Source organism: Halorussus vallis, assembly GCF_024138165.1.
Classification (GTDB): Archaea; Halobacteriota; Halobacteria; order Halobacteriales; family Haladaptataceae; genus Halorussus; species Halorussus vallis.
Map to the genome: position 1 here is coordinate 368,095 of NZ_CP100000.1, position 23,486 is coordinate 391,580.

At 68.1% G+C, this 23,486-nt stretch carries 26 protein-coding genes; 12 read left to right on the forward strand and 14 right to left on the reverse strand.

The genetic code is table 11. The annotated features are described in order from the left end of the window. Positions 1-520: 520 nt before the first annotated feature. Entirely contained in the window at positions 521-1,102 is a 582-nt protein-coding gene (locus tag NGM07_RS02015; RefSeq protein WP_253516131.1) for an NUDIX hydrolase, read from the reverse strand. Between the two features lie 108 nt (positions 1,103-1,210). On the opposite strand from NGM07_RS02015, the gene NGM07_RS02020 reads away from it, so the two are divergent. The 5 genes from NGM07_RS02020 to NGM07_RS02040 all read left to right on the forward strand — a co-directional run bounded on the left by NGM07_RS02020 (position 1,211) and on the right by NGM07_RS02040 (position 6,428). Further along, positions 1,211-2,389 (forward strand): hypothetical protein, encoded by a 1,179-nt coding sequence (locus NGM07_RS02020; RefSeq protein WP_253516133.1) that lies wholly within the window; start codon positions 1,211-1,213, stop codon positions 2,387-2,389. A 26-nt stretch (positions 2,390-2,415) separates the two neighbouring features. After that, positions 2,416-2,598, forward strand: coding sequence for a hypothetical protein (locus tag NGM07_RS02025; protein ID WP_253516139.1), 183 nt, complete (start codon positions 2,416-2,418; stop codon positions 2,596-2,598). Between the two features lie 105 nt (positions 2,599-2,703). Next, positions 2,704-3,861 (forward strand): tryptophan--tRNA ligase, encoded by a 1,158-nt coding sequence (locus tag NGM07_RS02030; protein WP_253516142.1) that lies wholly within the window; start codon positions 2,704-2,706, stop codon positions 3,859-3,861. A gap of 115 nt (positions 3,862-3,976) precedes the next feature. Further along, positions 3,977-4,540 (forward strand): pyridoxamine 5'-phosphate oxidase family protein, encoded by a 564-nt coding sequence (locus NGM07_RS02035; RefSeq protein WP_253516151.1) that lies wholly within the window; start codon positions 3,977-3,979, stop codon positions 4,538-4,540. A gap of 241 nt (positions 4,541-4,781) precedes the next feature. After that, positions 4,782-6,428, forward strand: a complete 1,647-nt coding sequence (locus NGM07_RS02040; RefSeq protein WP_253516153.1) for an acetate--CoA ligase — start codon at positions 4,782-4,784, stop codon at positions 6,426-6,428. 187 nt (positions 6,429-6,615) lie between these two features. Here the strand turns inward: NGM07_RS02040 and NGM07_RS02045 are convergent, their stop codons facing one another. The 4 genes from NGM07_RS02045 to NGM07_RS02060 all read right to left on the reverse strand — a co-directional run bounded on the left by NGM07_RS02045 (position 6,616) and on the right by NGM07_RS02060 (position 9,137). Then, positions 6,616-7,083, reverse strand: a complete 468-nt coding sequence (locus NGM07_RS02045) for an SRPBCC domain-containing protein (protein WP_253516155.1) — start codon at positions 7,081-7,083, stop codon at positions 6,616-6,618. 28 nt (positions 7,084-7,111) lie between these two features. Then, complete coding sequence (locus tag NGM07_RS02050) at positions 7,112-7,450, reverse strand: ArsR/SmtB family transcription factor (RefSeq protein ID WP_253516157.1); 339 nt, start codon at positions 7,448-7,450, stop codon at positions 7,112-7,114. Between the two features lie 249 nt (positions 7,451-7,699). Continuing rightward, on the reverse strand, positions 7,700-7,927 hold the full coding sequence (locus NGM07_RS02055; protein ID WP_253516168.1) for a hypothetical protein: 228 nt from the start codon (positions 7,925-7,927) through the stop codon (positions 7,700-7,702). A 223-nt stretch (positions 7,928-8,150) separates the two neighbouring features. Beyond that, on the reverse strand, positions 8,151-9,137 hold the full coding sequence (locus tag NGM07_RS02060) for an asparaginase (protein ID WP_253516171.1): 987 nt from the start codon (positions 9,135-9,137) through the stop codon (positions 8,151-8,153). 195 nt (positions 9,138-9,332) lie between these two features. Here NGM07_RS02060 and NGM07_RS02065 point away from each other — a divergent pair, with 195 nt between their 5' ends. Beyond that, complete coding sequence (locus tag NGM07_RS02065) at positions 9,333-9,821, forward strand: hypothetical protein (RefSeq protein WP_253516172.1); 489 nt, start codon at positions 9,333-9,335, stop codon at positions 9,819-9,821. On the opposite strand, the gene yciH is transcribed toward NGM07_RS02065, so the two are convergent. Further along, positions 9,753-10,058 (reverse strand): stress response translation initiation inhibitor YciH, encoded by a 306-nt coding sequence (gene yciH, locus NGM07_RS02070; RefSeq protein ID WP_253516175.1) that lies wholly within the window; start codon positions 10,056-10,058, stop codon positions 9,753-9,755. The two genes, NGM07_RS02065 and yciH, sit on opposite strands and share 69 nt — an antisense overlap. Positions 10,059-10,214: 156 nt before the next feature. On the opposite strand from yciH, the gene NGM07_RS02075 reads away from it, so the two are divergent. The 3 genes from NGM07_RS02075 (at position 10,215) to NGM07_RS02085 (ending at position 12,303) form a co-directional block, all read left to right on the forward strand. Further along, on the forward strand, positions 10,215-11,366 hold the full coding sequence (locus NGM07_RS02075; protein WP_253516177.1) for a thiolase family protein: 1,152 nt from the start codon (positions 10,215-10,217) through the stop codon (positions 11,364-11,366). Next, positions 11,363-11,728 carry a Zn-ribbon domain-containing OB-fold protein gene (locus NGM07_RS02080; protein WP_253516180.1) on the forward strand — a complete coding sequence of 122 codons (366 nt, stop codon included), beginning with the start codon at positions 11,363-11,365 and terminating at the stop codon, positions 11,726-11,728. Before NGM07_RS02075 ends, NGM07_RS02080 begins: the two co-directional genes overlap by 4 nt. 191 nt (positions 11,729-11,919) lie before the next feature. Beyond that, positions 11,920-12,303 (forward strand): MaoC/PaaZ C-terminal domain-containing protein, encoded by a 384-nt coding sequence (locus NGM07_RS02085; protein WP_253516183.1) that lies wholly within the window; start codon positions 11,920-11,922, stop codon positions 12,301-12,303. Between the two features lie 35 nt (positions 12,304-12,338). On the opposite strand, the gene NGM07_RS02090 is transcribed toward NGM07_RS02085, so the two are convergent. Continuing rightward, entirely contained in the window at positions 12,339-12,593 is a 255-nt protein-coding gene (locus tag NGM07_RS02090; protein ID WP_253516186.1) for a Sec-independent protein translocase subunit TatA/TatB, read from the reverse strand. A gap of 131 nt (positions 12,594-12,724) precedes the next feature. Here NGM07_RS02090 and NGM07_RS02095 point away from each other — a divergent pair, with 131 nt between their 5' ends. Then, positions 12,725-13,327 (forward strand): metal-dependent hydrolase, encoded by a 603-nt coding sequence (locus tag NGM07_RS02095; protein WP_253516189.1) that lies wholly within the window; start codon positions 12,725-12,727, stop codon positions 13,325-13,327. A 1-nt stretch (position 13,328) separates the two neighbouring features. Here NGM07_RS02095 and NGM07_RS02100 read toward each other — a convergent pair whose 3' ends face one another. The 3 genes from NGM07_RS02100 to NGM07_RS02110 all read right to left on the reverse strand — a co-directional run bounded on the left by NGM07_RS02100 (position 13,329) and on the right by NGM07_RS02110 (position 16,899). Continuing rightward, positions 13,329-14,303, reverse strand: coding sequence for a DUF7547 family protein (locus NGM07_RS02100; RefSeq protein WP_253516192.1), 975 nt, complete (start codon positions 14,301-14,303; stop codon positions 13,329-13,331). 49 nt (positions 14,304-14,352) lie between these two features. Then, positions 14,353-15,594 carry a GNAT family N-acetyltransferase gene (locus tag NGM07_RS02105; RefSeq protein ID WP_253516194.1) on the reverse strand — a complete coding sequence of 414 codons (1,242 nt, stop codon included), beginning with the start codon at positions 15,592-15,594 and terminating at the stop codon, positions 14,353-14,355. A 216-nt stretch (positions 15,595-15,810) separates the two neighbouring features. Further along, positions 15,811-16,899, reverse strand: coding sequence for an NADH:flavin oxidoreductase/NADH oxidase (locus NGM07_RS02110; protein WP_253516197.1), 1,089 nt, complete (start codon positions 16,897-16,899; stop codon positions 15,811-15,813). Between the two features lie 126 nt (positions 16,900-17,025). On the opposite strand from NGM07_RS02110, the gene NGM07_RS02115 reads away from it, so the two are divergent. After that, positions 17,026-17,715: a DUF7504 family protein gene (locus NGM07_RS02115; protein WP_253516200.1), complete on the forward strand. Its 690-nt coding sequence runs from the start codon at positions 17,026-17,028 to the stop codon at positions 17,713-17,715. A gap of 242 nt (positions 17,716-17,957) precedes the next feature. On the opposite strand, the gene NGM07_RS02120 is transcribed toward NGM07_RS02115, so the two are convergent. The 3 genes from NGM07_RS02120 to NGM07_RS02130 all read right to left on the reverse strand — a co-directional run bounded on the left by NGM07_RS02120 (position 17,958) and on the right by NGM07_RS02130 (position 20,470). Next, positions 17,958-18,803 (reverse strand): hypothetical protein, encoded by an 846-nt coding sequence (locus NGM07_RS02120; protein ID WP_253516203.1) that lies wholly within the window; start codon positions 18,801-18,803, stop codon positions 17,958-17,960. Positions 18,804-18,935: 132 nt separating this feature from the next. Further along, positions 18,936-19,469, reverse strand: a complete 534-nt coding sequence (dpsA, locus tag NGM07_RS02125; RefSeq protein WP_253516205.1) for a DNA starvation/stationary phase protection protein DpsA — start codon at positions 19,467-19,469, stop codon at positions 18,936-18,938. Between the two features lie 164 nt (positions 19,470-19,633). Further along, positions 19,634-20,470, reverse strand: coding sequence for a carbon-nitrogen hydrolase family protein (locus NGM07_RS02130; protein WP_253516207.1), 837 nt, complete (start codon positions 20,468-20,470; stop codon positions 19,634-19,636). 150 nt (positions 20,471-20,620) lie between these two features. Between NGM07_RS02130 and NGM07_RS02135 the strand changes: the two genes are divergently transcribed. Further along, positions 20,621-22,051, forward strand: a complete 1,431-nt coding sequence (locus NGM07_RS02135; protein WP_253516209.1) for an aldehyde dehydrogenase family protein — start codon at positions 20,621-20,623, stop codon at positions 22,049-22,051. A 99-nt stretch (positions 22,052-22,150) separates the two neighbouring features. Here NGM07_RS02135 and NGM07_RS02140 read toward each other — a convergent pair whose 3' ends face one another. Further along, on the reverse strand, positions 22,151-23,473 hold the full coding sequence (locus NGM07_RS02140; RefSeq protein WP_253516211.1) for a glycoside hydrolase 5 family protein: 1,323 nt from the start codon (positions 23,471-23,473) through the stop codon (positions 22,151-22,153). Positions 23,474-23,486 lie beyond the last annotated feature (13 nt).

Here is a 23,486-nt window from a genome sequence, read left to right on the forward strand (position 1 = left end):
AACTGGAGCGTCGGGGCGGAACGCGGCAGCTCGCTCCCGTAGACGGGCGTTCAGGGGGTCTGCTCGGCGGTGAAAGTGGTCGGATGACGGGAAGGGTGGCGCGACCGGGCGAGTGGCCTAGTGCGCCGGCCGGGGTTCGTGATGAGTGCGGGTGCGGCGTTAGTGTGCTGGAGCCGATTCGGGATTCCGCGAACGGAAGCAAGCGTCCGGGCGGCGCTCGGCGAACGCCGCCCGGACGCCGCGAAACCCGTCGACTGCGAGCGGTCGAGCCGGGGAATCTGGCCATATAGTCCTATTTTTGGTATGTATTCGGAACTGCAGAACGTCCGAGCACGGACTTATGAACTTCATGCAGCTATACCGAATCTGGTTCCCTGAGGCTACCGAGATTTGTCTACTGAGAAGCGAAATTCGGGCGGAAGAGCCGCCGATTCGGAGGTTGTCACTCGAAGAGCGAAATCGGCGATAGCGAACACGCGAGGTGAAGCGGTATAATCGGGAGCGCCGAGCGAGTCTCGCCTCAGAAGTGCCGCCGGAGCACGCCGGCGTGTTCGGGTTCGCCGCAGTCGGGAATCGATTCGAACCACGCCGCGGCCTCGATCTCCGCGTCGTTCTCCCCGAGGTCGCCGCCGAGCGAGCGGGGCGACGAAGGGAGCACGCGCGTCTCGAAGACGGCGAAGTAGCCCTCGATGGTGGCCGCGGTCGCGCACTCCCCGGGCGAGTCGCCGGCCGCCGCGGCGGCCGGCGACTCGCGTTCTATCAACTCCGACTCGCTCTCGCGCACGAACGTCTGTTCGACTACTTCGAGGGGCCGCTCCACGCCAACGTCGAGGCCGGTTTCCTCTCGGGCCTCTCGGACCGCCGCTCCAGGGAGCGTCTCGCCGGGTTCGACCTTCCCGCCGGGGAGCACCCAGCCGTCGCTCCAGCGATTCCGCACCAGCGCGACCCGGCCCGCATCGTCCCGGACGAACGCGCCGACCGAAACTTCGTAGCCGGCCTCGACGTTCTCGCGGACCGTCTCGAACTCCGCGTCCGAGAGCGGGACGCTCTCCGCGGTGCGAGCCACATCGTCCCGGGCGACCAGCGCGTCGATTCCGGTCATCAGTTCGACGATTCGTCGGCCGCGGCGTAAAGGTTCGTCCCCGCGACCCGACGGTGGTTTCCGGCGGGTTACGAAAGTAACATGACACGCGAGCGCGACGGCATTCGCATGTCCCCGACCCGTCGGACCCTCCTCCGGGCGAGCGCGGTCGGCCTCCTCGGCGCGTTCGCAGGCTGTGCGGGCGACCGAGACGACGCCGAACCGACTTCGTTCGAAGCGAGCAGTACGAAAGCGACGACCGCGACTCCCAGCCACGGAACCGCGACGAAAGCGACGAGAGCGACGGCGACGACTCCCGCGGCCGAGGCGCGGGCGGTGGCGTTCCCCCATCGGAGTTCCGTCCTCGACTCCGGCGTTCAGTCGGTCGACGCGCGATACCACGCCCGCGTCTTCGACGACCGGTCGGCCGCGAGAGCCCTCGACGTGTCGAACGCGCGCGGAGAAATCGACGGACGGCACCTCGACTACGTCGACCGGTTCGTCGCCGAAACCGACTTCGAATCGTCGGCCCTGTTCGTCGTGCAGGCCGAAGTTCCGTCGTCGGAGTATGGACTCTCGTTCGACTTCGTGGACCGTGACGCCGCGCCGCCGCAGGTCGTCGCGCGCGTCCGGCGGACGGACCGCTCCGAACGCGGCGGCGAGTCCGAGTCCTCCGAGTCCCGGACCGTCGCTTCGACGCTCCTGGTCCGCGTTCCGGCGGCGATGGCGTTCCGATGCATCGCCACCGTGGTCGACTTCGCGGGCTGGCACCGGAAGGGGCACCTCCAGTCGATTCGGACGTTCGCACCGCCGAGCGAGACGCTGTTCGAATCGGTTCGAGTCGCTCTCGGCGGGCGGTGGGACGGACTCGCGTCGCCCGGCGGCACGCTGGTGACGACGCCGGCCGACGCGCGCCGGTTCGTCCCGGAGAATGCCGCGTTCTCGTCGTTCGTTCGCGAAACGACGTTCGAGCGGGCGTACCTGCTCGCCGTCCGAACCTCGGTCGACAGCGGCGATTACCTGTGGCCTCAGTCGGTCGAGCGCGTCGGGTCGCGAGTGACGGCGAAACTCCGCCTGCAAGCGTACTCGACCGGCATCAACTCGATGGACGACGTGCTCACGCTCGTCCGACTGTTCGACGCGTCACCGCCGACGGAAGGTGCGGTGACGATACGGCGCTACGCCGCCGACCCCGGCGACTCGCCGACCGAGCGGACGACTCTCCGCGTTTCGGCGACCCCGACGACCGGAACCGGTCGGGGTCGTTCGGGGTCGTCCGGGACGACCCTGCACGGCAATCGAAGCTAAGTGAATGGGTGTCGTGAACGTATGCCATGGACCGGGACGACACCCAGTTCTGGGCCGGCGTGATACTCTTCGTACTCGGGGGATTCCTGTTGTTCGCGCCCCTCGTGATGAACTGGCGGTACACGGATTTACTGCTCGCGGTCGCGGTGCTCGGACTGGCCGTCGGTGCCCTGCTCGTCGGCGTCTCGGGGCGCGGCCGGCCGGTGTGAGGGCCGTCCTGTTCGCTCGGAACCGTCGGTCCCCGGCGTCGCGATTCCTCTCGCTCCGTCGGGATGTCGCTGTTTTAATGTGCGCAGGGTCAGTAGAACGCGACAATGACAGACGAGGATTTCACCGTCACGCCCTACGCGGTCGAGGGCGACGTGGACTACGACAAGGTCCTCGAACAGTTCGGAGCCGACGAACTCACCGACGAGGACCGCGACCGGTTCCCGAAACCGCTCCACCCGCTGGTCAAGCGCGGCATCTTCTACGGCGGCCGCGACGTCGACGAGTGGCTCGACGGCGTCGAGTCCGACGAGACGGTTTCCATCGTCACCGGGCGCGGCCCGTCGGGTAAGATGCACATCGGGCACGTCTTCGTGTTCTACCTCGCCAAGCGCCTGCAGGAGCAGACCGGCGCGCACGTTTACATCCCCATCTCCGACGACGAGAAGTACTTCGCGAAGGACCAGTCGTTCGAGGACATCCAGGGCTGGGCGAAGAACAACGTCGAGGAAGTGATGGCGGTCGGCTTCGACCCCGAGAAGACCCGCATCATCGTCGACACCGCCGACGCCGACGTGGTCTACCCCCACGCCGCGAAGTTCGCCAAGAAGTACACCCAGTCGACGGTCGACGCCACCTACGGGAACCCCGAGAACATCGGCCTGTCGTTCTACCCCGCCGTGCAGGCGACCCACCTCCTGCTCCCCCAACTGGTCCACGGCAAGCACCGGACGATGGTCCCCATCGCCGTCGACCAGGACCCCCACATCCGACTCTGCCGCGACGTGGCCGCCAAAGAGCAGTTCGAGGTTTCCAAGCCCTCGGCCCTGCTGAGCCGGTTCTTCCCGCAGCTCAAGGGGTCGGGCGGCAAGATGAGCAGTTCGGGCGACGACCCGACCATCTACCTCGACGACGACCGCGAAACCATCAAGAACAAGATCAGCAAGTACGCCTACTCGGGCGGTCAGACGAGCGTCGAGGAACACCGCGAGAAGGGCGGTGACCCGGACGTCGACGTCTCCTACCAGCTGATGTACTACTTCTTCGAGGAGGACGACGCGGAAGTCGAGCGCCTCGCCGAGGAGTACCGCTCCGGCGAACTGCTGAGCGGCGAGATGAAACTCACCGCGGCCGAAAAGGTCGCCGACTTCCTCGAAGAACACCAGGAGCGCAAGGCCGACCTCGGCGACTTCGACGAGGAGATGGCGAAGTACCGGTTCACCGACGAGGAGCGCGAGATTCTGACGAGCGACCTGCTGTACTGAGCGGTCCGCCGTCTCGTCCTCTCGACCATCATCGTCTTCGGCGTTCCCGGCGGCCCCGCGGGGCCGCCGGGAACGCCCAATCTACTTACCTCGCTCGCGCACGTCCAGAGTCTCCATGCCGAATCGAGACGACGAAGCCGACGACTCGAACGAGCACAGCGGTGACTCCGACGGGCCGGCGACCCGCCGGAGTCGCCCGGTGACGGAGGAGAGCTACGGCATTCCCGACGACGAGGAGGGACTGCTGTCGTGGGAGTTCGTCGCCGACCGGATGGCCGACGACCGGACGTACTGGGTTTCGACCACGCGCCCGGACGGCCACCCGCACGCGCGACCCGTCTGGGGCATCTGGTTCGACGACACCTTCCACTGCGGCGGCGGCGAGCGGACGCGGTGGGTCCAGAACCTCGCGGAGAACGCCGAGATAACTGTCCACCGCGAGAGCGGCACCGAGGTCGTCATCGTCGAGGGCCGGGCGGGGATGCTCACGGAGCGGACCGCCGACGAGGAACGCCTGGAGCGAATCGACGACGCCTACGAGGAGAAGTACGGAATCCGCCACGGGACGCCCGTCTTCGCGGTCCACCCCCACACGGTCTTCGCGTGGAGCGACTACCCCGAGGACGCGACCCGGTGGACGTTCGGTCACCAGAGCGACGAGGAAGAAGACGAGGAGTGAGGAGTCCGGTGAACGCGCCGGAGAGACGTTTGGGGAACTGCGCTCGGTGACACCAACCCCCGGAAGCGCTCGGTGAATCAACCGATAGGGGGGACTTTCGAGGCGGTCTGCTTTGCCGCGGTTACCGTCTCGTCGAATCCAATACCGTTTCCATCCGATTATGTAATCTCGGGTACGTTCCGCAACTCCAATCAGCGCGAACGGCGATAGAGCAAAGTACCCGAGAGACACCATTGGTACCATGTCTCTCGACTACGAGCGGGAACTGGCGGAGTTCGAGTGGGACATCCCGGACGACTACAACATCCCGGCGGTCGTCGAGGACCACGCCGAGTCGTTCGGCGACCGCCTGGCGGTCCGGTACCGCGACGACAGGGGCCGGGAGGCCGAGCGGACCTTCGCCGACGTGCGGGACGACGCCAACCGGTTCGCCAACGCGCTGGCCGACCTCGGCGTCGGCGAGGGCGACCGGGTGATGCACCTCTTTCCCCGCCACCCCGACGCCTTCGCCATCCAGGTCGGCGCGCTGGCCCGCGGCGCGCTGCTGGTGCCGTGTTCGGCCATGCTCAAGCCCAAGGACATCGGCTTCCGGGCGAGCGACTGCGAGGCCGAGACGGTGGTCTGTCACGCCGACCTCACCGAGATGGTCGAACCGGTGCTCGAGGAGACGCCGCTGTCGCGGGTCGTCGTCCTCGACGCCGATGAAGGCGACGAGCGACTCGACCGCGAGGGCTGGTACGGCTTCGCCGACCTCATCGACGGCCAGTCGACCGACCACGACGGCCCGGACCTCGGCGCCCAGGACCCCATGTCCATCAACTACACGTCCGGGACGACCGGCCAGCCCAAGCCGGTGCTCCACCGCCACCGCTGGCTCCGCTGTTTCGAACTCGTCAACGGCCGCTACTGGTGGGGCGTCGAGGCGGGCGACGACTTCTCGGACGAACTGCTGTGGGCGACCACCGGCACCGGGTGGGCGAAGTGGTTCTGGAGCCCCGTCGGCGTCGGCCTGACGACCGGCGCGCCACAGTTCCTCTACGAGGGCGAGTTCGACGCCGGAACGTTCCTCGACCTGATGGAGGAAGAGGACGTCACGCGCCTCTGTGCGGTGCCGACCCAGTACCGGATGTTCGCCCAGCGCGACGACCTCGCCGACCGTGACCTCGCGCTCACGGAAGCGGTTTCGGCAGGCGAACCGCTCAACCGCGAACCGATTCAGGCCTTCGAGGACGCGCTCGGGGTGACGCCCCGGGACGGCTACGGCCAGACCGAGACGGTCGCGCTCGTCACCAATTACCCCGGCATCGACGTCAAGCCCGGCAGCATGGGCAAGCCCGCGCCCGGCATGGGGACGACCGTCATCGACACCCAGGACGAGGAGGAGGTCGAACCCGGCGAAACCGGCGAAATCGCGGTGCCGGTCGACTGCCCCGGCATCTTCGACGGCTACTACGAGAAGCCCGAACTCGACGAGAAGACGTTCCGGGGCGACTACTATCGCACCGGCGACCTCGCCCGCGTCGACGAGGACGGCTACTTCTTCTTCGAGGGCCGGGCCGACGACATCATCATCTCCTCGGGCTACCGCATCGGCCCGTTCGAGGTCGAGGACGCGCTGGTCGGCCACGAGGCGGTCGCCGAGGCCGCGGCGGTCGCCAGCCCCCACGACGAGCGCGGCAACGTCGTCAAAGCCTACGTCGTGCTCTCGGAGAGCTACGAAGGGAGCGACGAACTGGTCGCAGAGCTACAGGACTACATGAAGTCGGAGACGGCGCCGTACAAGTACCCCCGACGGATCGAGTTCGTCGACGAACTCCCGAAGACCTCCAGCGGGAAGATCCGCCGGATAGAACTCCGGAAGGAGGAGAAGGAGCAGTTCGGCGCGTAGGCCGACCGCCCGCAGATTACGGTCGGGGTCACTCGCCGAACGTCTCTGCCTCGGCGTCCGTCACGCGCTCGATGACCGCGATATCACCTGGGACGCGATTCATCCCGGCTTTGGCTGACACTAACGTGGTTGGTGCGGAGATAGAGGAGAAGGATACGTTTCGAACGTGAGTTCTGACCTAACCCGTTTATTCCTCCACCCGACCGGCGAGGTTTTCGAGGGCGGCGTCCCATCTGGCGGTCGCCTGGTCGACGCCGCCGAATTCGGGGATTCCCTCGAAGAGCGCGGTCACTTCGGTCCCGTCGGGGACTTCTTCGAAGGTGACCGTAGCCGTGTACCTCGCCTCTTCACCCAACTGCTCGACCATCGACTCGTCGGTAAACACTATCTTCTCGGGCTTCGTGAGTTCCTGGAACGTGCCTTTGAACGGATGGGAGTGAGGCTCCGTCTCCTCGGTCGTTCCTTCGAGCCATATCCGGAACGTCCCGCCCTCCTCGGGCTCTACGTCCTCGACCTCGGCTTCGAACCCCGGCGGGGGCGCCCAGACGGCGAGGTCGTCCGGGTCGAGGAACGCTTCGAATACCCGTTCGGGCGGGGCGTCGATCGTGCGGTTGATGGTGAAGCTTCGGTCTTCGTCGTCTGTGGATTCTGTCATCGGTTTCTCCAGTCGGTGGATTCGAGTGTCATGGTTGGTCGTTTTCGAGATGGTCGCCCAGCGCGTCGAAGCGGTCCTCCCAGAAGATGCGGTACCGGAGCAACCAGCCGAACGCGGCGCTCATCGGCGCGGCTTCCAGGTGACACCGGCGGACCCGGCCGTCTTTTTCGATCTCGACGAGGCCGGCGTCCTCCAGGACGTGCAGGTGTTTCGAAACCGCTGCGAGCGACACGTCGTGGGGTTCGGCCAACCCGCTAACGGGTTCCGGACCATCGGCCAACTGTTCGAGGATCGCTCGTCGGATGGGGTGAGCGAGCGCTCTGAAGATCTCGTCCAACTCGACATCTTCCGGCACTCGTTCAACCATCCAGTTGAATTACCTCTTCGATGATGCTTAGCATTTTCGTTGGGTGAATGGGAAGTCGCCCCGTTCGTCCGAATTCGGATCGCTGCCCGAGGGATATTCCCGCGGGATTCGTCCTGCTCATCTCGTGTACTTCTACGGAATCGCGTCGGTATCAAACCCGTCCAATTCCCCTACGGGTTCGACCGAACACGGACGTCCCCACCGCTACTGCCGAAATCCGCTCCGATAACAGCGTTTCCTCGAAGGGACTTAGTAGAAGACGCCGAAAGAGACGAATCCGACGACGAAGAACAGAACCATTCCGACGAACGCGTGTGCGGTCGGGGAGAGATTCATTCCCGCGAACGCGACGTAGTGTAGACCGAGAGTCACGATTATCGAGAGCACTACGTAGAAGGCGATTCTGCCCCAATCTTGGTCCGGGTGGGACGCGGTTTCGTTCGTTGGCTCGGCTTCGGGAGTTGGTTTTTCTGTCATGGCTGGTAGTTCTCCAAATGGTTATTAAACCACCTGGTTGAATGTCGGCGAGGCGAATATTTAACACTTTTGGTGGTTTTGGCGCGATGCGGCGCTAACGCTCCGAATTCGGCGCGTATCACCCCGGATACTGTCACAGGGCGCGATTAGAACTGCCGCCGGTACCGCCGATTTCCTATCCCCCTGCGTCGGCAACCGACCCGTCCTTCACCCGAACGGGGCGCTATCCCGTGGATTCTGCGAAGAACTCGCGCACGGTGTCGGCGCCCTCCTCCTCGTCCACCGCTCCTAGCGCAAGCGCGAGTTTCACGCGGGCCTTCCACGGCGCGAGGTCGCCGCCGGGAATCGCGCCCGCGTCCTGGAGGGTTTTGCCGCCGCCGGGCGTGCCGTACACCGCGCCGGTCGACCCCGCGCCGCACCGGGAGGTCAGGACCGCGGGGACGCCCGCTTCGATGGCGTCGGCGACGGCCTCGCCCAACTCCCCCGTGGTGTTGCCGAGGCCGGTGCCCGCGACCACGATGCCGTCGGCGCCGGCGTCGACGGCGCGCTCGACCTGAGCGCCGTCGACGCCTGCCGCCGAGACGACCAGTTCGACGCAAGCGTCGGTCGAGGTCGCGGGGACGTAGACAGACTCGCTCCGCGGTTCGCGGTGGAACCGCAGGCCGTCGCGGGTGAGCGTCGCGACGGGGCCGTCGTTCGGCGAGGCGAACGCCGCGAGCTTGTGAGTGTGGACCTTTCGGACGTCGCGGGCCGCGTGGAGTTCGTCGTCGAACGCGACGAAGGCGCCCTCGTCGACTCGGCGGTGAGTCGCCGCGCGGACCGCCGCCAGCACGTTCGCCGGCGCGTCGGAACTCGGCTCGTCGAGCCGACGCTGAGCGCCCGTGACGACCACCGGAACCGGAAGCGAGAGCGTCAGGTCCAGGAAGTACGCCGTCTCGGCCAGGGTGTCCGTACCGTGGGTGACGACGACGGCTTCCGCGCCGTCCTCGGCCGCGGCACGGGCGCGCTCGCCGACGGCGGCCATCGTCTCGAAGTCCATGTCGAACCCGGGCGTCTGCGAAACCGACTCGACCGAGAGGCTCGCCTCGGCGCCGAGTTCGGGGACCGCGTCGACGAGGTCCTCGCCCGAGAGCGACGGGGTCGCGCCGTCTTCGTCCGCCGTGCTGGCGATGGTGCCGCCGGTGGCGACGACGTGAACCTGTGGGAGCATGATTCGACGTGCACGCGACAGCGACAAGAAGCCTCGGGCGAGTCCCGGGTCGAACGACTCGCGGTGTGTCGGCGGCGTTCCCGAGTCGAGCGACTTGCGGTATGTCGGCGGCGCTCCGCCGCGCGGCGGAGCGCCGTCGCTCGGGACTCAAACACTGCCAACAATTTATTTATTCTAGTCCGTCGTACTGCTTCCGTGCTCCGACGCTTCCCCTACGAAGCGGAGCCCGACGGCGCGGTGTTCGGGCCGCACCACTTCTACCTGGGCGTTCTGCTGATACTGTTGGTCTGCTGGATGGTTTACGGCGTCGACGAGTCCGGCCGGAAGCCGTGGGGCGTCGTCGCGCTGACGATGCTCGCCATCTTCTTCTTCTCGCTCACGTGGCCGTACTACCCCGCCGTCGGGGCGCTCGGCGTTCTCGTTACGCTCGGCATCGCGGCGGCGCTGGCGGCGCTGCGACCCTACTGGTGGCGCGTCGGGATGACGACCCACTGGGCGCTACTGGTCGGTCTGTTCGTCGCGCTCGACGACGCGGTGAGCCACGCGCTCGGGTGGCGGACGCCGCTGGACTCCATCTGGGCCGAGTACCTCTACCCGTACGTCTCGAAGGGCCGGCTACCGTCCGACCTCGAAACCTTCGTCGCGGAGAATCTCGCGAACGCGCTCGGTGTGGTCCCCCTGTAGTTCGATGGTGCCGTCGTCGACGGTCCCGCCCGTGGCGAGTTTGCTCTTGAGCGTCGACCCGAGTTCCGAGGTGTCGACCGACGTGGTGTCGAACCCCTCCACGATGGTCATCGCCTTCCCGTAGGTCCGCTCCTCGGTGCGGACCGTCAGGCGCTGCTGGGAGCGCCCGAGGTCCTCGTCGATTCCAAGTTCGTCCGGCAGCCCCGAGACGGAGCTGATGTCGTCTTTCTCCCCCATGGTTCGACCTACGCATCGTGCGCCCTTGAGGCTTCCCCGGCACCGCCGGCGGTGATTCTCGCCGGAGCGCGACCGTCCCGGCAACCCCCGTCCCGGCAACCCCCGTCCCTCGCCGATATCTCGAACCTATAAGCGTCCCGCGGTGAATCGTGCGGTATGGACCGTGTCGCAATCATCGGTGCGTCGATGACCAAGTTCGGCGACCGGGACTCGTGGCTGCGCGAGTTGCTCGCGCAGGCGGGCCGCGAGTGTCTCGAAGACGCCGGCGTCGCACCCGACGAACTCGAACACCTGTACGTCTCGAACATGGCCAGCGGCGAGTTCGAGGGCCAGACGGGCGTCCCGAACGCCCTCGCCCACGACCTCGGCGCGATGCCGGCCTACACCCAGCGCGTCGACCAGACCTCCGCGTCCGGCGGCGCGGGCATCTACGCCGCCTGGCAGTCGGTCGCCTCGGGCGCGTCGGAGATGACCATGCTGGTCGGCGGCGAGAAGATGACCCACAAGACGACCGCGGAGGCGACCGACATCATCGCGTCGCTCACCCATCCGGTCGAGTACAAGCACGGCCTGACCCTGCCGTCGTTCGCGGGACTCACGGCGCGGCGGTACCTCCACGAGTACGACGCCCCGCGCGAGAGCCTGGCGAAGGTCGCGGTGAAGAACCACAAGAACGGCCTCGACAACCCCCACGCGCAGTTCCGCAAGGAGGTCGACGTCGAGACGGTGATGGAGTCGCCCATCGTGGCCGACCCGCTCCGCCTCTACGACTTCTGTCCCATCACGGACGGGAGCGCGGCCCTGCTGTTCTGTCCGGAGTCGGTCGCCGAGGAGGTCGCCACCGACTACACCGTCGTCTCGGGCATCGGCGGCGCGACCGACACCCACGTCGTCCACGAGCGCGACGACCCGACGGTGATGGGCGCGGCGGTCGAGAGTTCGGAGACGGCCTACGAGATGGCCGGCAGCGGCCCCGACGACGTCGACGTGGCGGAACTCCACGACATGTTCACCATCCTGGAGTTCCTCCAGAGCGAGGCCGTCGGCTTCTTCGAGCAGGGCGAGGGCTGGAAGGCGGTCGAGGAGGGCGTCACCGACCGCGACGGCGAGTTGCCCATCAACACCTCCGGCGGCCTCAAGTCGAAGGGCCACCCGCTCGGCGCGAGCGGGGTCGCACAGGCGTACGAGATACACCAGCAGTTGCTCGGCGACGCGGGCGACCGGCAGGTCGAGGCCGAGGTCGGCCTGGCCTGCAACGTCGGCGGGTTCGGCAACTGCGTCACCACCACCATCCTGGAGCAACCATGAGTCTGGAAGCACACCGCTGTCCGAACGGCCACCTGACGTACCCCGCACACCCGCTCTGCCCGGAGTGCGGCGAGGAGCAAGAGGAAACGGTCGACCTGAGCGACGAAACCGCGGAGGTCGTGACCTGGACGACCAGCACCGCGACCCCGCCCGGCGTCCGTCAGCCGAACTCGCTCGCCATCGTGGAGTTCTCGGTGGCGGACGGGTCGGTGCGCGCCATCGGGCAACTGACCGAGGATACGGAGGTCGAAATCGGCGACGAGGTTCGGCCCGTGTACGTCGAGGAGTTGCGCGACCCCGATGCAGGGATTCGAGAACCCGAGAGTCAGGAGTGGGACGGGTATCGGTTCGAAGCCGTCTGAGTCAACGATTTCTTGGTGACCGATAGCGCGGCGGGCGACCGACCGCGGTCGGTCGCCCGCCGCGCGGGAGGTCGACGGTTGTACGGCGGGTCGACTGACCGAACCGCGGAGTCGAGTCGCCGAACCGCTCGCGACTCTCGGCGGGTCGGAGAACCCTTGAGGCCGGCCCTCGAAACGCCGGGCGAGACACCATGACGGTACCCGAACCCGGCGGCGTCCGGCGCGTCGAGCGAACCTTTACGCCCGAAGACGTGCGGCAGTTCGCCGACGTCTCCGGCGACGAACAACCACGACACCTCGAACCCGACGACCGGGGGCGACTGATGGTCCACGGACTGCTGACCGCGACGCTCCCGACGAAGATCGGCGGCGACCTCGAAGTGCTCGCGCGCACGATGGAGTTCGAGTTCCGCCGCCCCGTCTACACCGGTGAAACCGTCGTCTGCGAGATGGAAGTCGAGGAAGTCGAGGAGCGCGGGGACCGCTACGAACTGGTCACGTCGGTGGTCTGCGAGAACGGCGACGGCGAGAAAGTGCTGACCGGCGAGGTCGACGGATTGGTCTGGAAGGAGTGACGGGCCGGAAAAGCGACTCGCCCGGAGAAGGCAATTCAGTGGGCGCGCGAACCGTCGTGGAGTTCGGCCTCGGGGTCGGCGGCCTCGTAGTTGTCGCGGGCACCCTGGGCCGCCTCGCGAATGTCGCGCTCGACCTCCTCGCGACCCTTCTTGAACTCGCCCATCGCCTCGCCGCTCGCGCGGGCGAGTTTCGGGAGTTTGTCGGCGCCGAACAGTAGGACGGCGATGAGGAGGATGACCAGCATCTCCATCCCGCCGGGGACCGGACCGAACAGCGGTGTCGGGTTCATGTCGCGGGGGTACGAAGTCCCGGAATATCAACTTCTCGCGTGCGCCGACTCTGACAGGTCGGCCGAGCGTGTTCGCCGACCAACACTTATAAAGGGACAGATTTACGTCGGGGCGGTGGGCCTTATGGCGTATGTTCCCGCCAGGCCACTACGGGATGGCCCTCGTCCTCTACTCCGTCGTCGGGTACGTCCTGCTCACGCGGGGCTACGTCCGGGACGCCCTCTCGGGCGGCGGCGTGGTGCTGGCGTACACGCTGTTTCCCGACATGGACGGCAAGTTCGAGTTCCTCGTCCACCGGGGCGTGACCCACACGCTCTGGTTCGCCATCGCGGTCGGCGCGTTCTGCGTGCTGGCCGTCTCGACCTCGCTCTACGGTCGCGAGCGCCGCGAGGCGCTTCGAGGCGCGGTGTGGGCGTTCTTCCTCGGCGCACTCGCGGTTGTCGCCCACCTGCTGGCCGACGTCGTGAACCCGTGGGGCGTCATGCCGCTGTACCCCGTCTCGCCTTCGCTCTACACGCTTGACCTGGTCCGCGCGACCAACGACGCCGCCAACTACGCGATGTTCGCGGTCGGCGTCCTCGTCGCGGGGGCGACGCTGCTGGCCGCGTGGCCGCGCCCGGAGCGTCCTCGGCCGACCCCCGCACCGCTGCACGTCAGGGCGTACCGCTGGGTTCTGGCGCGCACGACCGTCGCCGAGGGAAGTAAAACGGGTCGACAGAACGTCGAGAAGTAGGCTACTCGTCGTCCGCGTCGCCCGCGTCCTCGTCGTCTGCTTCCGACTCTCCCGCTTCCGAGCCGTCTCCGTTTCCGCGCGAATCACCGTCGTCGGTCTTCGAATCGCCGTCCGACGTCTCCGGTTCGGCGTCGTCGGACTCCGAGTCGCCATCGTCCGACGAGTCGTCGCTCGGTCCGACGTCCGCCGACTCCCTCCGCTCGATTTCGTCCTTGATGGACCGGAGTTCCGCGTCGACGTCGACCTGCGGTCGGTCCTCCTCTTCGTCCTCGTCGCCGGCGTCGTCGGGGTCGCTGAGTTCGATGGTCGCCCCGCGGTCGCGGTCACGGTCACGGTCACGGTCGCGGTCACGGTCACGCCGGCGGTCGTCCCGACTCCGATTTCTGTCCCGGTCCCGGTCGTCTGCGTCGGCCCGGCGTGAACGCTCTCGCTCCTCGTCGGCGCGTTGTCGGCTCTGCTCGACTCGCTCTCGGATGTCGCGGTTGATGCGCCGGGCGTCTTCGAGGAGGTCGCGGGCCTCCGGTTCCCGGGGGAGGTCGCCCTCTCGAATCGCGGTTTCGACCTCGCTCAGCGCGTCGTCCAGTCGGTCGAGGGTCGCGCGGCTCGCGTCGGCCGCGCGACTCTGGAGTCGGTCGCGGCCCTCCTCGACGTGGCTGTACTCGGGGTCGAGGACGCGCACGACGCGCTGGAGCGCCCGGAGCGCGCGGATGTTGGCCTCCAGAACGGCGATGGCGGTCGGAATCGCGTATTCGCCGGCGAACGACAGCACCTCACGCGGCGTCGGGGGTCGTGGCAGGCCGAGCGGCCCCTCCGGCGGTCGTGTCATCTCGGCCCGGAGTTCGCGGAGTTGGGCTTCGAGGTCGGCGATCCGCTCGTCGAGGTCCTCGGCGTCGCTCCGGCCGCTCCGTCGGTCCGGCCCGTCTCGTTCGTCGTTCCCGCGGCGTCGGTCGTCCCGGTCGTCGCTCGGATCGCTCATGGTCGACGGTACGTGTCGAACGGTAAAGAGTTTGGCCGCTCGGCGCCGGTCAGAATCCCTCGCGCAGGAACACGTCTCGCGGCGGGAACATCGCAGTTAGCGTCTCCCGGACCGCGGCGTCTCGAACCTCGAGGTCGCCGAGTCGCTCGGCGTCGGCGACCGAGTGGTAGCCGACGTACACCTGCGAGAGCGTGCCGACGCCGACGCGAGCGTCGGCGTCGGCGACCGAAATCTCGTCTGCGGGGTCGCAGGTCGCCCGGCCGTCGTCTATCGCGACGCGGAACGTTCGGTCGTTCCACTCAGCCAGCGGGTCGGTGACGGCGAGGGTGAACTCGCCGGAGACGCGAACGACGTTCGCGTCTCCGTCTGCGCCGCCGTAGTCGAGCGCCTCGAACGCCGCGGGAACGTCGACGAGGCGGACCATCGGCCCGGGCTTGACCTCGCAGTCGACGTCCGCCGGGTCGCGCACGCGGTCGAACAGGTCGGTCCGCTCTGGACCGTAGATTCGCACCGTCTCGACCTGCGAGTCGTGGTTGGCGAGGAATCGCAGGCAGTGGCGGTACGCCTCGTCGTCGACGGCCGCGAGTTCCCGGACGGCCAACTGCTTGCCGTCGCCCTCCTTCTCGACGGTGTAGACGAGGTAGCCGCGTATCTCGCCGTCGCGCTCCCAGGCGTAGGCGTAGGGGTCCTTGCGCCAGCTCTCGAAGACGCGCTTGCGCCACCACTTCTCGGTGCGGTCGAGGGCCAGTTCGTAGGGCTCGTTGTCGGCCGCGAGCACCGCGTCGAGTTCCTCGTGGTCGTCGGCGTCGACCTGTCGGAACTCGCCGGCGCGCTCGGCGTCGTCGTCGACCCGCTCGCGCGCGAAGTCGAGGACGTCGGGCGAGCACTCGTAGCTGACGTACTTGGTCGTCAGCCCCCAGCCGTACTTCGCGTAGAAGGGGTGTTCGAACGCCCAGAGCGCCGTCAGGAAGTCCCCGCGGTCGTGGTACTCGGCGAGCGACTCGGCGAGCATGGCGGCGACGTGGCCCTTCCGGCGGTGCTCGGGTGGCGACGCGACGGCCGACAGCCCCGGCATCTCGGTCCACCGACCGCGGACGCGGGTTCGGAACCAGTAGTGGCGACAGACGCAGAGGAGGTCCTCGCCGTCGAACAGCCCGCGCATCGCGCCCGGTTGCTCGGCCGGGTCCCAGTCCTCGTCGTCGACCTCCGGCCCGCTCTCGGGGTTGAAGGCGTAGTTGAGGTACTCCCGGAACTGGTCGTAGCGGTCCTCCGGAAGTGGACGGTAGTTCATGAATCACTCGCCGGGGCCGGAGGACAAATAGCTTGTTCCGGTGCGCCACGCGGTCGCACGCGCAGTTCGAACGGACCGAAGCCGAGCGACCTGAGCGGTGACCGCGCCGGTCGTGCCTGCCGCCCCTACCGCGCCCGCCGAAGTTACCCGCCGACTACCGTCGCGTACGGAAGCTTGTTGGTTTTGTACGTCCGCTTTCTCCGTTCACAAGCTGGCTTATTCCACCGCACGCCGGTACTGAACCGGCCACTCCACGCGGTCGCCCGCGCCAAGTTCCTCGGCCGCGTGGAGCGTGAAGTAGGGGTCCCGGAGGTGTTCGCGACCGACGATGGCGAGGTCGGCGCGACCGTTTCGAATCAGGGCGTCGGCCTGCGCGGGTTCCGAGATACCGCCGACCGCGCCGACGCGCGCGTCGGTCGCCTCGCCGATTCGCTCGGCGTACGGCACCTGGTAGTTCGGCCCGGAACTCGGAACTCGCTGGTCGGGGTGGAGGCCGCCCGAACTGACGTCGACGAGGTCGGCGCCCGCCTCAGCCAGCATCGGCGCGAGTCTCGCGGTGTCCTCGACGGTCCACGACTCGCGGTCGGGGAGCCAGTCGGTCGCCGACACCCGGACGAACACCGGTTTGTCGTCGGGCCAGACGCCACGGACCGCGGCCGTGACCTCGCGGACGAACCGCGTCCGGTCCTCGAAGTCGCCGCCGTAGGCGTCCTCGCGGTGGTTGGTGACCGGCGAGAGGAACTCGTGGAGGAGGTAGCCGTGGGCCGCGTGGACCTCTGCTATCTCGAATCCGGCGTCTCGGGCGCGCTCGGCCGCGGCGACGAAGGCGTTCTTGACCGCTGCGAGGTCCTCCTTCGTCATCTCACGGGTCAGCGGCGGTTCGTCGTCGTAGGGGTAGGGCTTCGCGCTCGGGGCGACCGTCTCCCAGCCGCCCTCGTCGGGTTGGAGGGGACGGCTCCCGTCCCAGGGCCGGGTCTTGCTCGCCTTTCGGCCGGCGTGGGCCAGTTGGATGGCCGGCGTCGCGCCGCGGTCGGCGGCGAACTCGGCGATGGGCGCGAGCGCGTCCGCGTGTTCGTCGCTCCAGATGCCGAGGTCGTGGGGCGTGATGCGCCCGCGCGGTTCGACCGCGGTCGCTTCGGTCATCACGATACTCGCGCCGCCGGTGGCCCTGCTCCCGAGGTGGACCTCGTGCCAGTCGGTCGCCAGGCCGTCGGTTTCGCAGGAGTACTGGCACATCGGCGAGACCATTACGCGGTTCCGAACGGTCGTCTCGCGGAGCGCCAACGGTTCGAAGAGGTCGCTCATCGGTGCCTACTCGCGGCCCGAGGTTGGAAAGCCCTCGTTTCCCCCGCGTTCTTGCCGAAACCGCCGTCGACAGAGGTTTCAACTCCCGAAACACTTATTGTAGCGATAGCCGTCATTGTTGAATCGATGAGTGGGGAGGAAGGAAGGGGGAGTCCGGAATCGATAGTGCAGTTTCGAAACCAACTCGCGGAGCTGAAGCAGGAGGGGAGCAACATCCTGCTGGTCGGAACCGACGAGCAGTCGGCGGCGTGCGAGCGGCTTCTGGGGGAGTCGAGCGCGCGACCCCGGCGTCGCGTGTTCGTGACGACCGACGCCGACCCGTCGGTGACCCGCCCGAAGTTCGAGTCGATAGACGAACGGCCGACCCGGGAGTCGGCCGCCGTCGTCGACTGGCGGGTCGAGACCAGGAGCGCCTCGGCCGACAGCGGGTCCGGCGGCGACGTCCGCACCTGGTCGGTCGACGGCGACCTCCGGACGCTCGGAGAGACCGTCGAGCAGGTGGTCGAGGCGTTCGACGAGGAAACCGGCGGACTCCGCCCGGCGGAGCTACGGCTCTGTTTCGACTCGCTGACGCCGCTGGTCGCCGACCGCGACCTCCGGGACGCGAGCCGATTCCTGCTGGCGCTCACCGAGACGGTAAAGCGCGTCGACGGGATGGCCCACTACCACCTGCCGGTTTCGTACGACGACGAGACGGTGCAGGTGCTCGCGCCGCTGTTCGACGCGGTCGTCGAGGTCCAGCGCGGCGAGCGCGAGGTCGAACAGCGGTGGCACCTCTCGGACCCCGACATCACGACCGACTGGCTCCCGCTGTAAGTCGGATATTTCGCCGGGGAGAACTCGGTTCGGGGAGCAACATCGACCGAAAGCGCGCCCGACGCCGGCCCGAGTCGGGCCGGCGTCGGGCGCGACACGCTTCGCATCCTTCCTCACTTCGGGGCCTCGAACCGCCCCACGCTAGACTTCCCGCCCCGCCCGGCGCGACTTCGCGTTCGGCGGCGCGGCTTCACGTTCGGCGGCGCGGGATCTCACGTCCCGCGCCGCCGAACGTCGCCTCGTCACGTCGAAACCGACTCGTCCTCGCGGTCGACGAACCGCGCCTCGGGGTTGCGGTCCGCCGGGTCTTCCGCGGCCGGGTCCTCCGCGACCGCGTCCCCCGACGCGGCCGGCGACCGGTCGTACTCGATGTACCACGAGTACCGGTCCTGGAGGCGCTTCCACACCTCGGCGTCCGGCCCGGGCGAGCGCACGTTCACGTCGCGAATCCGGGTCAAATCGCGCTCGGTGAGTCGCTGGAACGTGAACTTGCCGAGCATCTCGCCGATGCCGGGCGTCTCCTCGGTGCCTTCGATGCGCTGGTTGCGGCGCTCGCGCCCCTCCGAGACGATCTCGCCGGGGCTGAGGCTGTAGTAGTAGGCCTCGACGGTCGGGAACCAACCGCCGGTCAGGGCGCGCTCCGTACACGTGAGGAGTCCGGTTCGGAGGCGGGCGGGCGCGGGGCCGCCGTCGGCGTCGGCGTTCGACGTGCCGGCGCGTTCGACGCCCGCCGCGACCAGCGCCTCGTGGGCGTCCAGCAGCGCGCGCAGGTCGTCCACGCGGTCGGTGAGTCGCTCGGAGACGACGACGCGGAACCGCCGCTCGGACATCTCGTCGTGCTTGTAGAACTTCCCGTTGGCGTCGGTTTCGAAGCTCCGCGCCTCGAAGTACGCCTCATTGAGTCGGACGAGCACCTTGAGGTACTCGGCCTTCGGTTCGTCGGCGTCGAACGGCGCTCGCACGACCTGCTGGCCCGACTTCGACAGCGCTCGGAGAAATCGCTCTCCGTTGAATCGGAAGTAGTCCTCCCGACCGTCGCTGTCTTCGACGAGGAGCTTCGAGCCCGTGAAGAACGCCTTCGATACCATCCCTGAACTACGTTCGTTACAAGTAAGCTAATATTTATAAAACTACGTCCTCGTTATCACCCGCGAGAATCGCACTTCCGGGCGGCTTTCGACGCCGTTTTCCCCGTTTCTCCGAGGAAAGTGAAACAGGTTTTACCAGAGCGTGAGCGAGTCGTGGGCGAGCAACCGGGTGATGGCCTGGGCGTCCTCCTCGAAGCCGACCAGTCGCTCGCGGAGGACGTGGCCGGTGGTGTGGTCGCCGAGGCTCTCGGCGAACTCGATGTGGCTGCTGACGCTCTCGATGAGGTCGCCGTACGCTTCGAGGTCGTTTTCGAGCGAGGTCCGGGCGTCGTAGACGTCCTCGCCCTCGAACGGGACCGGGCTGTGACGCTCGAACGCTCCCGGGCCGTTGACCGGGACGCCGCCGAGCGCGCCGACGCGACCCGCGAACGCGTCGGTGGCGGCCTCTGCGTTCGCGGCCGCCCGCGAGAAGAACCGCCGGAGTTCGCGCGACTGGGCGCCCCCCACGGTCCAGCGGTGTTTTCGGAGTTGATGGTAGAGCACGTAGGTGGCCGCGAGGTCTGCGTTCAGCGCCTCCACGACCTGTTCGGCCTTCTCGACGTCTATCCGGACGGCGTTGCTCTCGACTGTTCCGGCTCGCTGTAGTACCTGGCGCTGTCGATTCACGCGGGGTCCCCCGACGACGGTAACGGCGGGGGCTCAAAAATAGGTGTGGGCGACCGGGTCGGACCGTCTCGGTGAGGTCGGACGCGTCGCGTCCGACCAGCCGGATTCGCCGGGTTGCGCAGTCGCGGGCGTCCGCGGGCCGCGGTCGAGAGCGTTCGCAAGACTCAGTCGGGGCCGTCCTCGAACACCGGAATCGTCTCCCGACACGCCGCCAGCACCGCCGGGTCGAGCGTCGTAACCAAGTCGCGCTCACCGCGGTCGAGCGCGGCCTGCACGCTCCCGTCCGGACGGACGACCTGCGAGCGACCCGCGTACTCTGCGGGGTCGCCGTCGGAGACGGCGACCGACTTGCGGCCGGTGCGGCCCGCGGCGACCGCCCAGCGCACGCCGTCGAGCGCGCGGGCGCGCACGAGGAGGTCCCAGTTGTCGGCGTGGGCCGCGGGCCACGCGCCCGCGACGAACAGCGCCTCGACGTCGGGGCGGGCGAGGGCCGCGCTCTCGTCGACGAAGTTGAGGTCGTAGCAGGTGAGGAGGCCGGCGGTTCCGACCGGCGTCTCGACGGTCACGCGCTCGGTGCCGGGTTCGAGGACGATTCGCTCCTCGTCCCAGAGGTGGCGCTTCCGGTAGACGGTGTCCCCGCCGCCAGGGTCAAGGTACGCGACGGCGTTGTAGAGGGCGTCGCCGCCGTCTTCGACGAATCCGACCGCCAGCGCGCACCGCTCCGTCGCGGCGAGGTCGCGCAGGCCCGCGAGGACCGGGCCGTCGCGCGCGAGGGCGACCCCGCGGATTCGGTCGTCCGCGACGAAGCCGGTCAGCGCGTACTCCGGGAACAGCGCCACGTCGGTCGCGTCGGGGAGCGCCCGGACGCGCTCGCGGACCGACGCCAGGTTCGCGTCGACGTCGAGGTCGGCGACCGCCAACTGGCAGGTCGCGACGGTCGGCGCCGCGGCGGACTCGGGGGAGTCGCGGAGTTCGGATTCGATTTCGGCGTCGTCTTTCACGTTCCGGACGCTCGCGTGCGCGGGGGAAAAAGTCGGCGTCGCGCCCGCCGAAATACTACTCGTGCTCCGGAGCGTTCGCGGCGAGCGACGGTGCCGACGTTTATCCGCTTTTGAGTAAATATTTTATCCGGGGAGCCCCTAGAGTCGTCCATGTCACAGCAACCACTCCACCGGCGCGAGCGTCTCTACATCGACGGCGAATGGCGCGACGCCGACGACGTGCTCGACGTGACCGACCTCGCGGACGGTGGCACGTTCGCGCAGGTCGCGGCGGCGACCCCCGAACAGGCCGACGACGCGCTCGCGGCGGCCCAGCGCGCCCAGCAGGCGATGCGCGAGACCACCGTCCCCCAGCGCGCGGCGTGGATGGACGAGATCGCCGACGGACTGCTCGAACGCAAGGAGGAACTCGCGGAGGTCATCGTCCGCGAGGCCGGCAAGCCCGTCTCGTCGGCCCGCGGCGAGGTCGAGAGCGCGGCCGAGCGATTCCGCCGGGCGAAAGAGGAGATCCGCGCGATGAAAGGCGAGTTCCGCGAGGGCACCACCGCGGGCCACGAGGGCTGGAACGCCATCGTCAAGCACGAGCCGATCGGCACCGTGCTGGCGATCACGCCGTACAACTACCCCCTCGCGACCACCGCCCTGGAGGTCGCACCCGCGCTCGCGGCGGGCAACTGTGTCATCCTCAAGCCCGCGAGCGACACGCCGGTCAGCGCGGCGATTCTGGCCGACGTCATCTCGCAGGTCGAGATACCGAACGGCGCGTTCAACTTCGTCTCCGGGAGCGCGAGCCGAATCGGCGACGTGCTCGCGGGCGACGACCGCATCAACATGGTCGCGATGACCGGGTCCAGCGCGGCGGGCAAGCACGTCGCCAAGGAGAGCGGCATGGTCGAACTCCACATGGAACTGGGCGGCAACGCGCCCGCGGTCGTGTTCCCCGACGCCGACCTCGCCGACGTGGCCGGCGCGGCCGCCAAGGGGTCGTTCAAGTACGCCGGCCAGCGCTGTTCGGCGGTCAGCCGCGTGCTGGCCCACGAGTCGGTCCACGACGAGGTGGTCGAGCGACTCGAAGCCGAGATGGACAACTGGCAGCCCGGCGACCTCTTCGACGAGGACACCACGATGGGGCCGCTCATCAACGAGGGCCAGGCCGAGTGGGTCGAGGAACTCGTCGAGGACGCCGTCGAGAAGGGCGCCGACCTCGTCCGCGGCGGCGAGCGCGACGGGCAGTTCTTCGAACCGACCCTGCTGGCGAACGTCCCCCACGACGCCCGCATCGTCCACGAGGAGCAGTTCGGCCCGGTCGCGGCCGTGACCACCTTCGACACCGAGGAGGAGGCCATCGAGATCGCCAACCGCGGCGACCTCGCGCTCGACGCCGCGGTGTTCACCAAGGACTACGACCGCGCGCTCAAGTTTGCCGACGAACTCGACGCCGGCGCGGTCCGCATCAACGGCGCGCCGAGCCACGGACTGGGCGACATCCCGTTCGGCGGGAACAAGGCCTCCGGCATCGGCCGACAGGGCCTGCACGACACCATCAAGGAGATGGTCCGCGAGAAGAGCATCGTCCTCTGAAGTTCGTCTGAGGTTCGCTCGACTTCGGCCGACTTCGGTTGCTGTCTTTTCGTTCGTGGGTATCGGTCCTCTCCGACGGTCGCGTTCCGCCTTCTCGCCTCAGGGGTCGCGCTCCAAGTCGAACTTGAGCGCGGCGCGGATGCGGTCGACCAGCGACTGCTCGACCTCCGGGGGGACGGCCGCGAGCGCGTCGTCCGACCGCACCGCCGAGGCGGTGCGGTCGGACTTCGCGGCGTCCCGCGAGGTTCGGTCGGCGGTCCCCTTCGCGTTCGCGTCGGGAGCGTCGCTGGCCGACAGCGCGCCGGCACCCGATGCGCCGTCGGCCGCCCCACTCACACCCGAGAGACTCGGATACGGGAACGGGTGGGCGTTCCAGTCCGCGGGGAGCGCGCGGTACTCGGCCACGTCGAGCGCGTCGACGGCGGGGGTGCCGGCGGCGAGCGCCCGAGCGTCGGCCGTCGAGTAGACCGAGCCGTCGGGGTGGAACAGCCCGTTGATGCGGCCCTTCTTCCGGGGTTCCCGGAGGTACGCCGGCTTGAGCATCAGCGCCCAGAAGAAGTTGCCGTCGATGGTGCCCGCTTCGTGGGCTTCCTGGATGGTCGGCGCGAGGCTGGCGAGGTTCGGCGCGAACCGGACCGGCGGTTCTTCGAGGGTGCGCTGCCACTCGGTGCACCAGATGGGTTTCTTCGCCCCGTCTCCGTCGCCTTCCGCGGCGCGCTCGTGCTGGTCGGCCACGTACTCCTCGGCGACCCGCGGGTTCAGCGGGAGGTTCATGTGGAACTGGTAGACGTCGAGGTCGCCGTCGCGGTCGTACAGTCTCGAGAAGTAGACGTCCTTCGTCCCCATCGTCAGGGTGGCGTCGGGGGCGGCTTCCCGGACCTCTGCGAGCGCGTCGAAGACGAAGTCGCGCCGGGGGCGGACCTTGCCCGGTTCGTTCATGATTTCGGTGGCGAGCACCCGGTCGTCCTCCCCGTACTTCTCGGCCCACCGGCGCGCGAAGTGAATCGGCGAGCGGGCGTAGCCCTTCCAGTTGCGTTTACGGATTATCTCCGGCCGCGACGGCGAGTGGACGCCGAACCCGTTCGCCGGGTCGGTCGCCCGGAGGTTCTCCTCGGTGGGCGGGTCCTTCGGCGGTGCCTCGAACAGCACCATCAGCGGGCGAATCCCGCGGCGCTCGCAGGTCGCCAGGAAGTGCTCGACCCGCGAGAAGAAGGCCGGGCCGTTCTCGCGCCAGTACTCGTAGGACGTCCACACCCGGAGGCTGTTCAGACCGAGACTCGCCGCATAGCCGAGGTCGCGCTCGACGACGGCGTCCTCGTAGTTCGCCCATAGCTGGTAGGCGTTCCAGTCCTTTCGCGGGAAGTACACCGCGCCTCTCACGTTCTGCAGGTCCCCCGGGACCGCACCCGAATCGTCAGTCACGTGCCTTGGATGC

What these genes read in the sequence shown, in the direction of transcription:
- NGM07_RS02120 (WP_253516203.1), bottom strand. Translation starts at nt 18,803, where the DNA reads ATGGTATCGAAGGCGTTCTTCACGGGCTCGAAGCTCCTCGTCGAAGAC.
- NGM07_RS02050 (WP_253516157.1), bottom strand. Translation starts at nt 7,450, where the DNA reads ATGGTTGAACGAGTGCCGGAAGATGTCGAGTTGGACGAGATCTTCAGA.
- NGM07_RS02105 (WP_253516194.1), bottom strand. Translation starts at nt 15,594, where the DNA reads ATGAACTACCGTCCACTTCCGGAGGACCGCTACGACCAGTTCCGGGAG.
- NGM07_RS02075 (WP_253516177.1), top strand. Translation starts at nt 10,215, where the DNA reads ATGGACCGTGTCGCAATCATCGGTGCGTCGATGACCAAGTTCGGCGAC.
- NGM07_RS02115 (WP_253516200.1), top strand. Translation starts at nt 17,026, where the DNA reads ATGAGTGGGGAGGAAGGAAGGGGGAGTCCGGAATCGATAGTGCAGTTT.
- NGM07_RS02040 (WP_253516153.1), top strand. Translation starts at nt 4,782, where the DNA reads ATGTCTCTCGACTACGAGCGGGAACTGGCGGAGTTCGAGTGGGACATC.
- NGM07_RS02025 (WP_253516139.1), top strand. Translation starts at nt 2,416, where the DNA reads ATGGACCGGGACGACACCCAGTTCTGGGCCGGCGTGATACTCTTCGTA.
- NGM07_RS02035 (WP_253516151.1), top strand. Translation starts at nt 3,977, where the DNA reads ATGCCGAATCGAGACGACGAAGCCGACGACTCGAACGAGCACAGCGGT.
- NGM07_RS02045 (WP_253516155.1), bottom strand. Translation starts at nt 7,083, where the DNA reads ATGACAGAATCCACAGACGACGAAGACCGAAGCTTCACCATCAACCGC.
- NGM07_RS02060 (WP_253516171.1), bottom strand. Translation starts at nt 9,137, where the DNA reads ATGCTCCCACAGGTTCACGTCGTCGCCACCGGCGGCACCATCGCCAGC.
- NGM07_RS02020 (WP_253516133.1), top strand. Translation starts at nt 1,211, where the DNA reads ATGTCCCCGACCCGTCGGACCCTCCTCCGGGCGAGCGCGGTCGGCCTC.
- NGM07_RS02135 (WP_253516209.1), top strand. Translation starts at nt 20,621, where the DNA reads ATGTCACAGCAACCACTCCACCGGCGCGAGCGTCTCTACATCGACGGC.
- NGM07_RS02090 (WP_253516186.1), bottom strand. Translation starts at nt 12,593, where the DNA reads ATGAACCCGACACCGCTGTTCGGTCCGGTCCCCGGCGGGATGGAGATG.
- NGM07_RS02055 (WP_253516168.1), bottom strand. Translation starts at nt 7,927, where the DNA reads ATGACAGAAAAACCAACTCCCGAAGCCGAGCCAACGAACGAAACCGCG.
- yciH (WP_253516175.1), bottom strand. Translation starts at nt 10,058, where the DNA reads ATGGGGGAGAAAGACGACATCAGCTCCGTCTCGGGGCTGCCGGACGAA.
- NGM07_RS02095 (WP_253516189.1), top strand. Translation starts at nt 12,725, where the DNA reads ATGTTCCCGCCAGGCCACTACGGGATGGCCCTCGTCCTCTACTCCGTC.
- NGM07_RS02030 (WP_253516142.1), top strand. Translation starts at nt 2,704, where the DNA reads ATGACAGACGAGGATTTCACCGTCACGCCCTACGCGGTCGAGGGCGAC.
- NGM07_RS02110 (WP_253516197.1), bottom strand. Translation starts at nt 16,899, where the DNA reads ATGAGCGACCTCTTCGAACCGTTGGCGCTCCGCGAGACGACCGTTCGG.
- NGM07_RS02100 (WP_253516192.1), bottom strand. Translation starts at nt 14,303, where the DNA reads ATGAGCGATCCGAGCGACGACCGGGACGACCGACGCCGCGGGAACGAC.
- NGM07_RS02080 (WP_253516180.1), top strand. Translation starts at nt 11,363, where the DNA reads ATGAGTCTGGAAGCACACCGCTGTCCGAACGGCCACCTGACGTACCCC.
- NGM07_RS02015 (WP_253516131.1), bottom strand. Translation starts at nt 1,102, where the DNA reads ATGACCGGAATCGACGCGCTGGTCGCCCGGGACGATGTGGCTCGCACC.
- NGM07_RS02085 (WP_253516183.1), top strand. Translation starts at nt 11,920, where the DNA reads ATGACGGTACCCGAACCCGGCGGCGTCCGGCGCGTCGAGCGAACCTTT.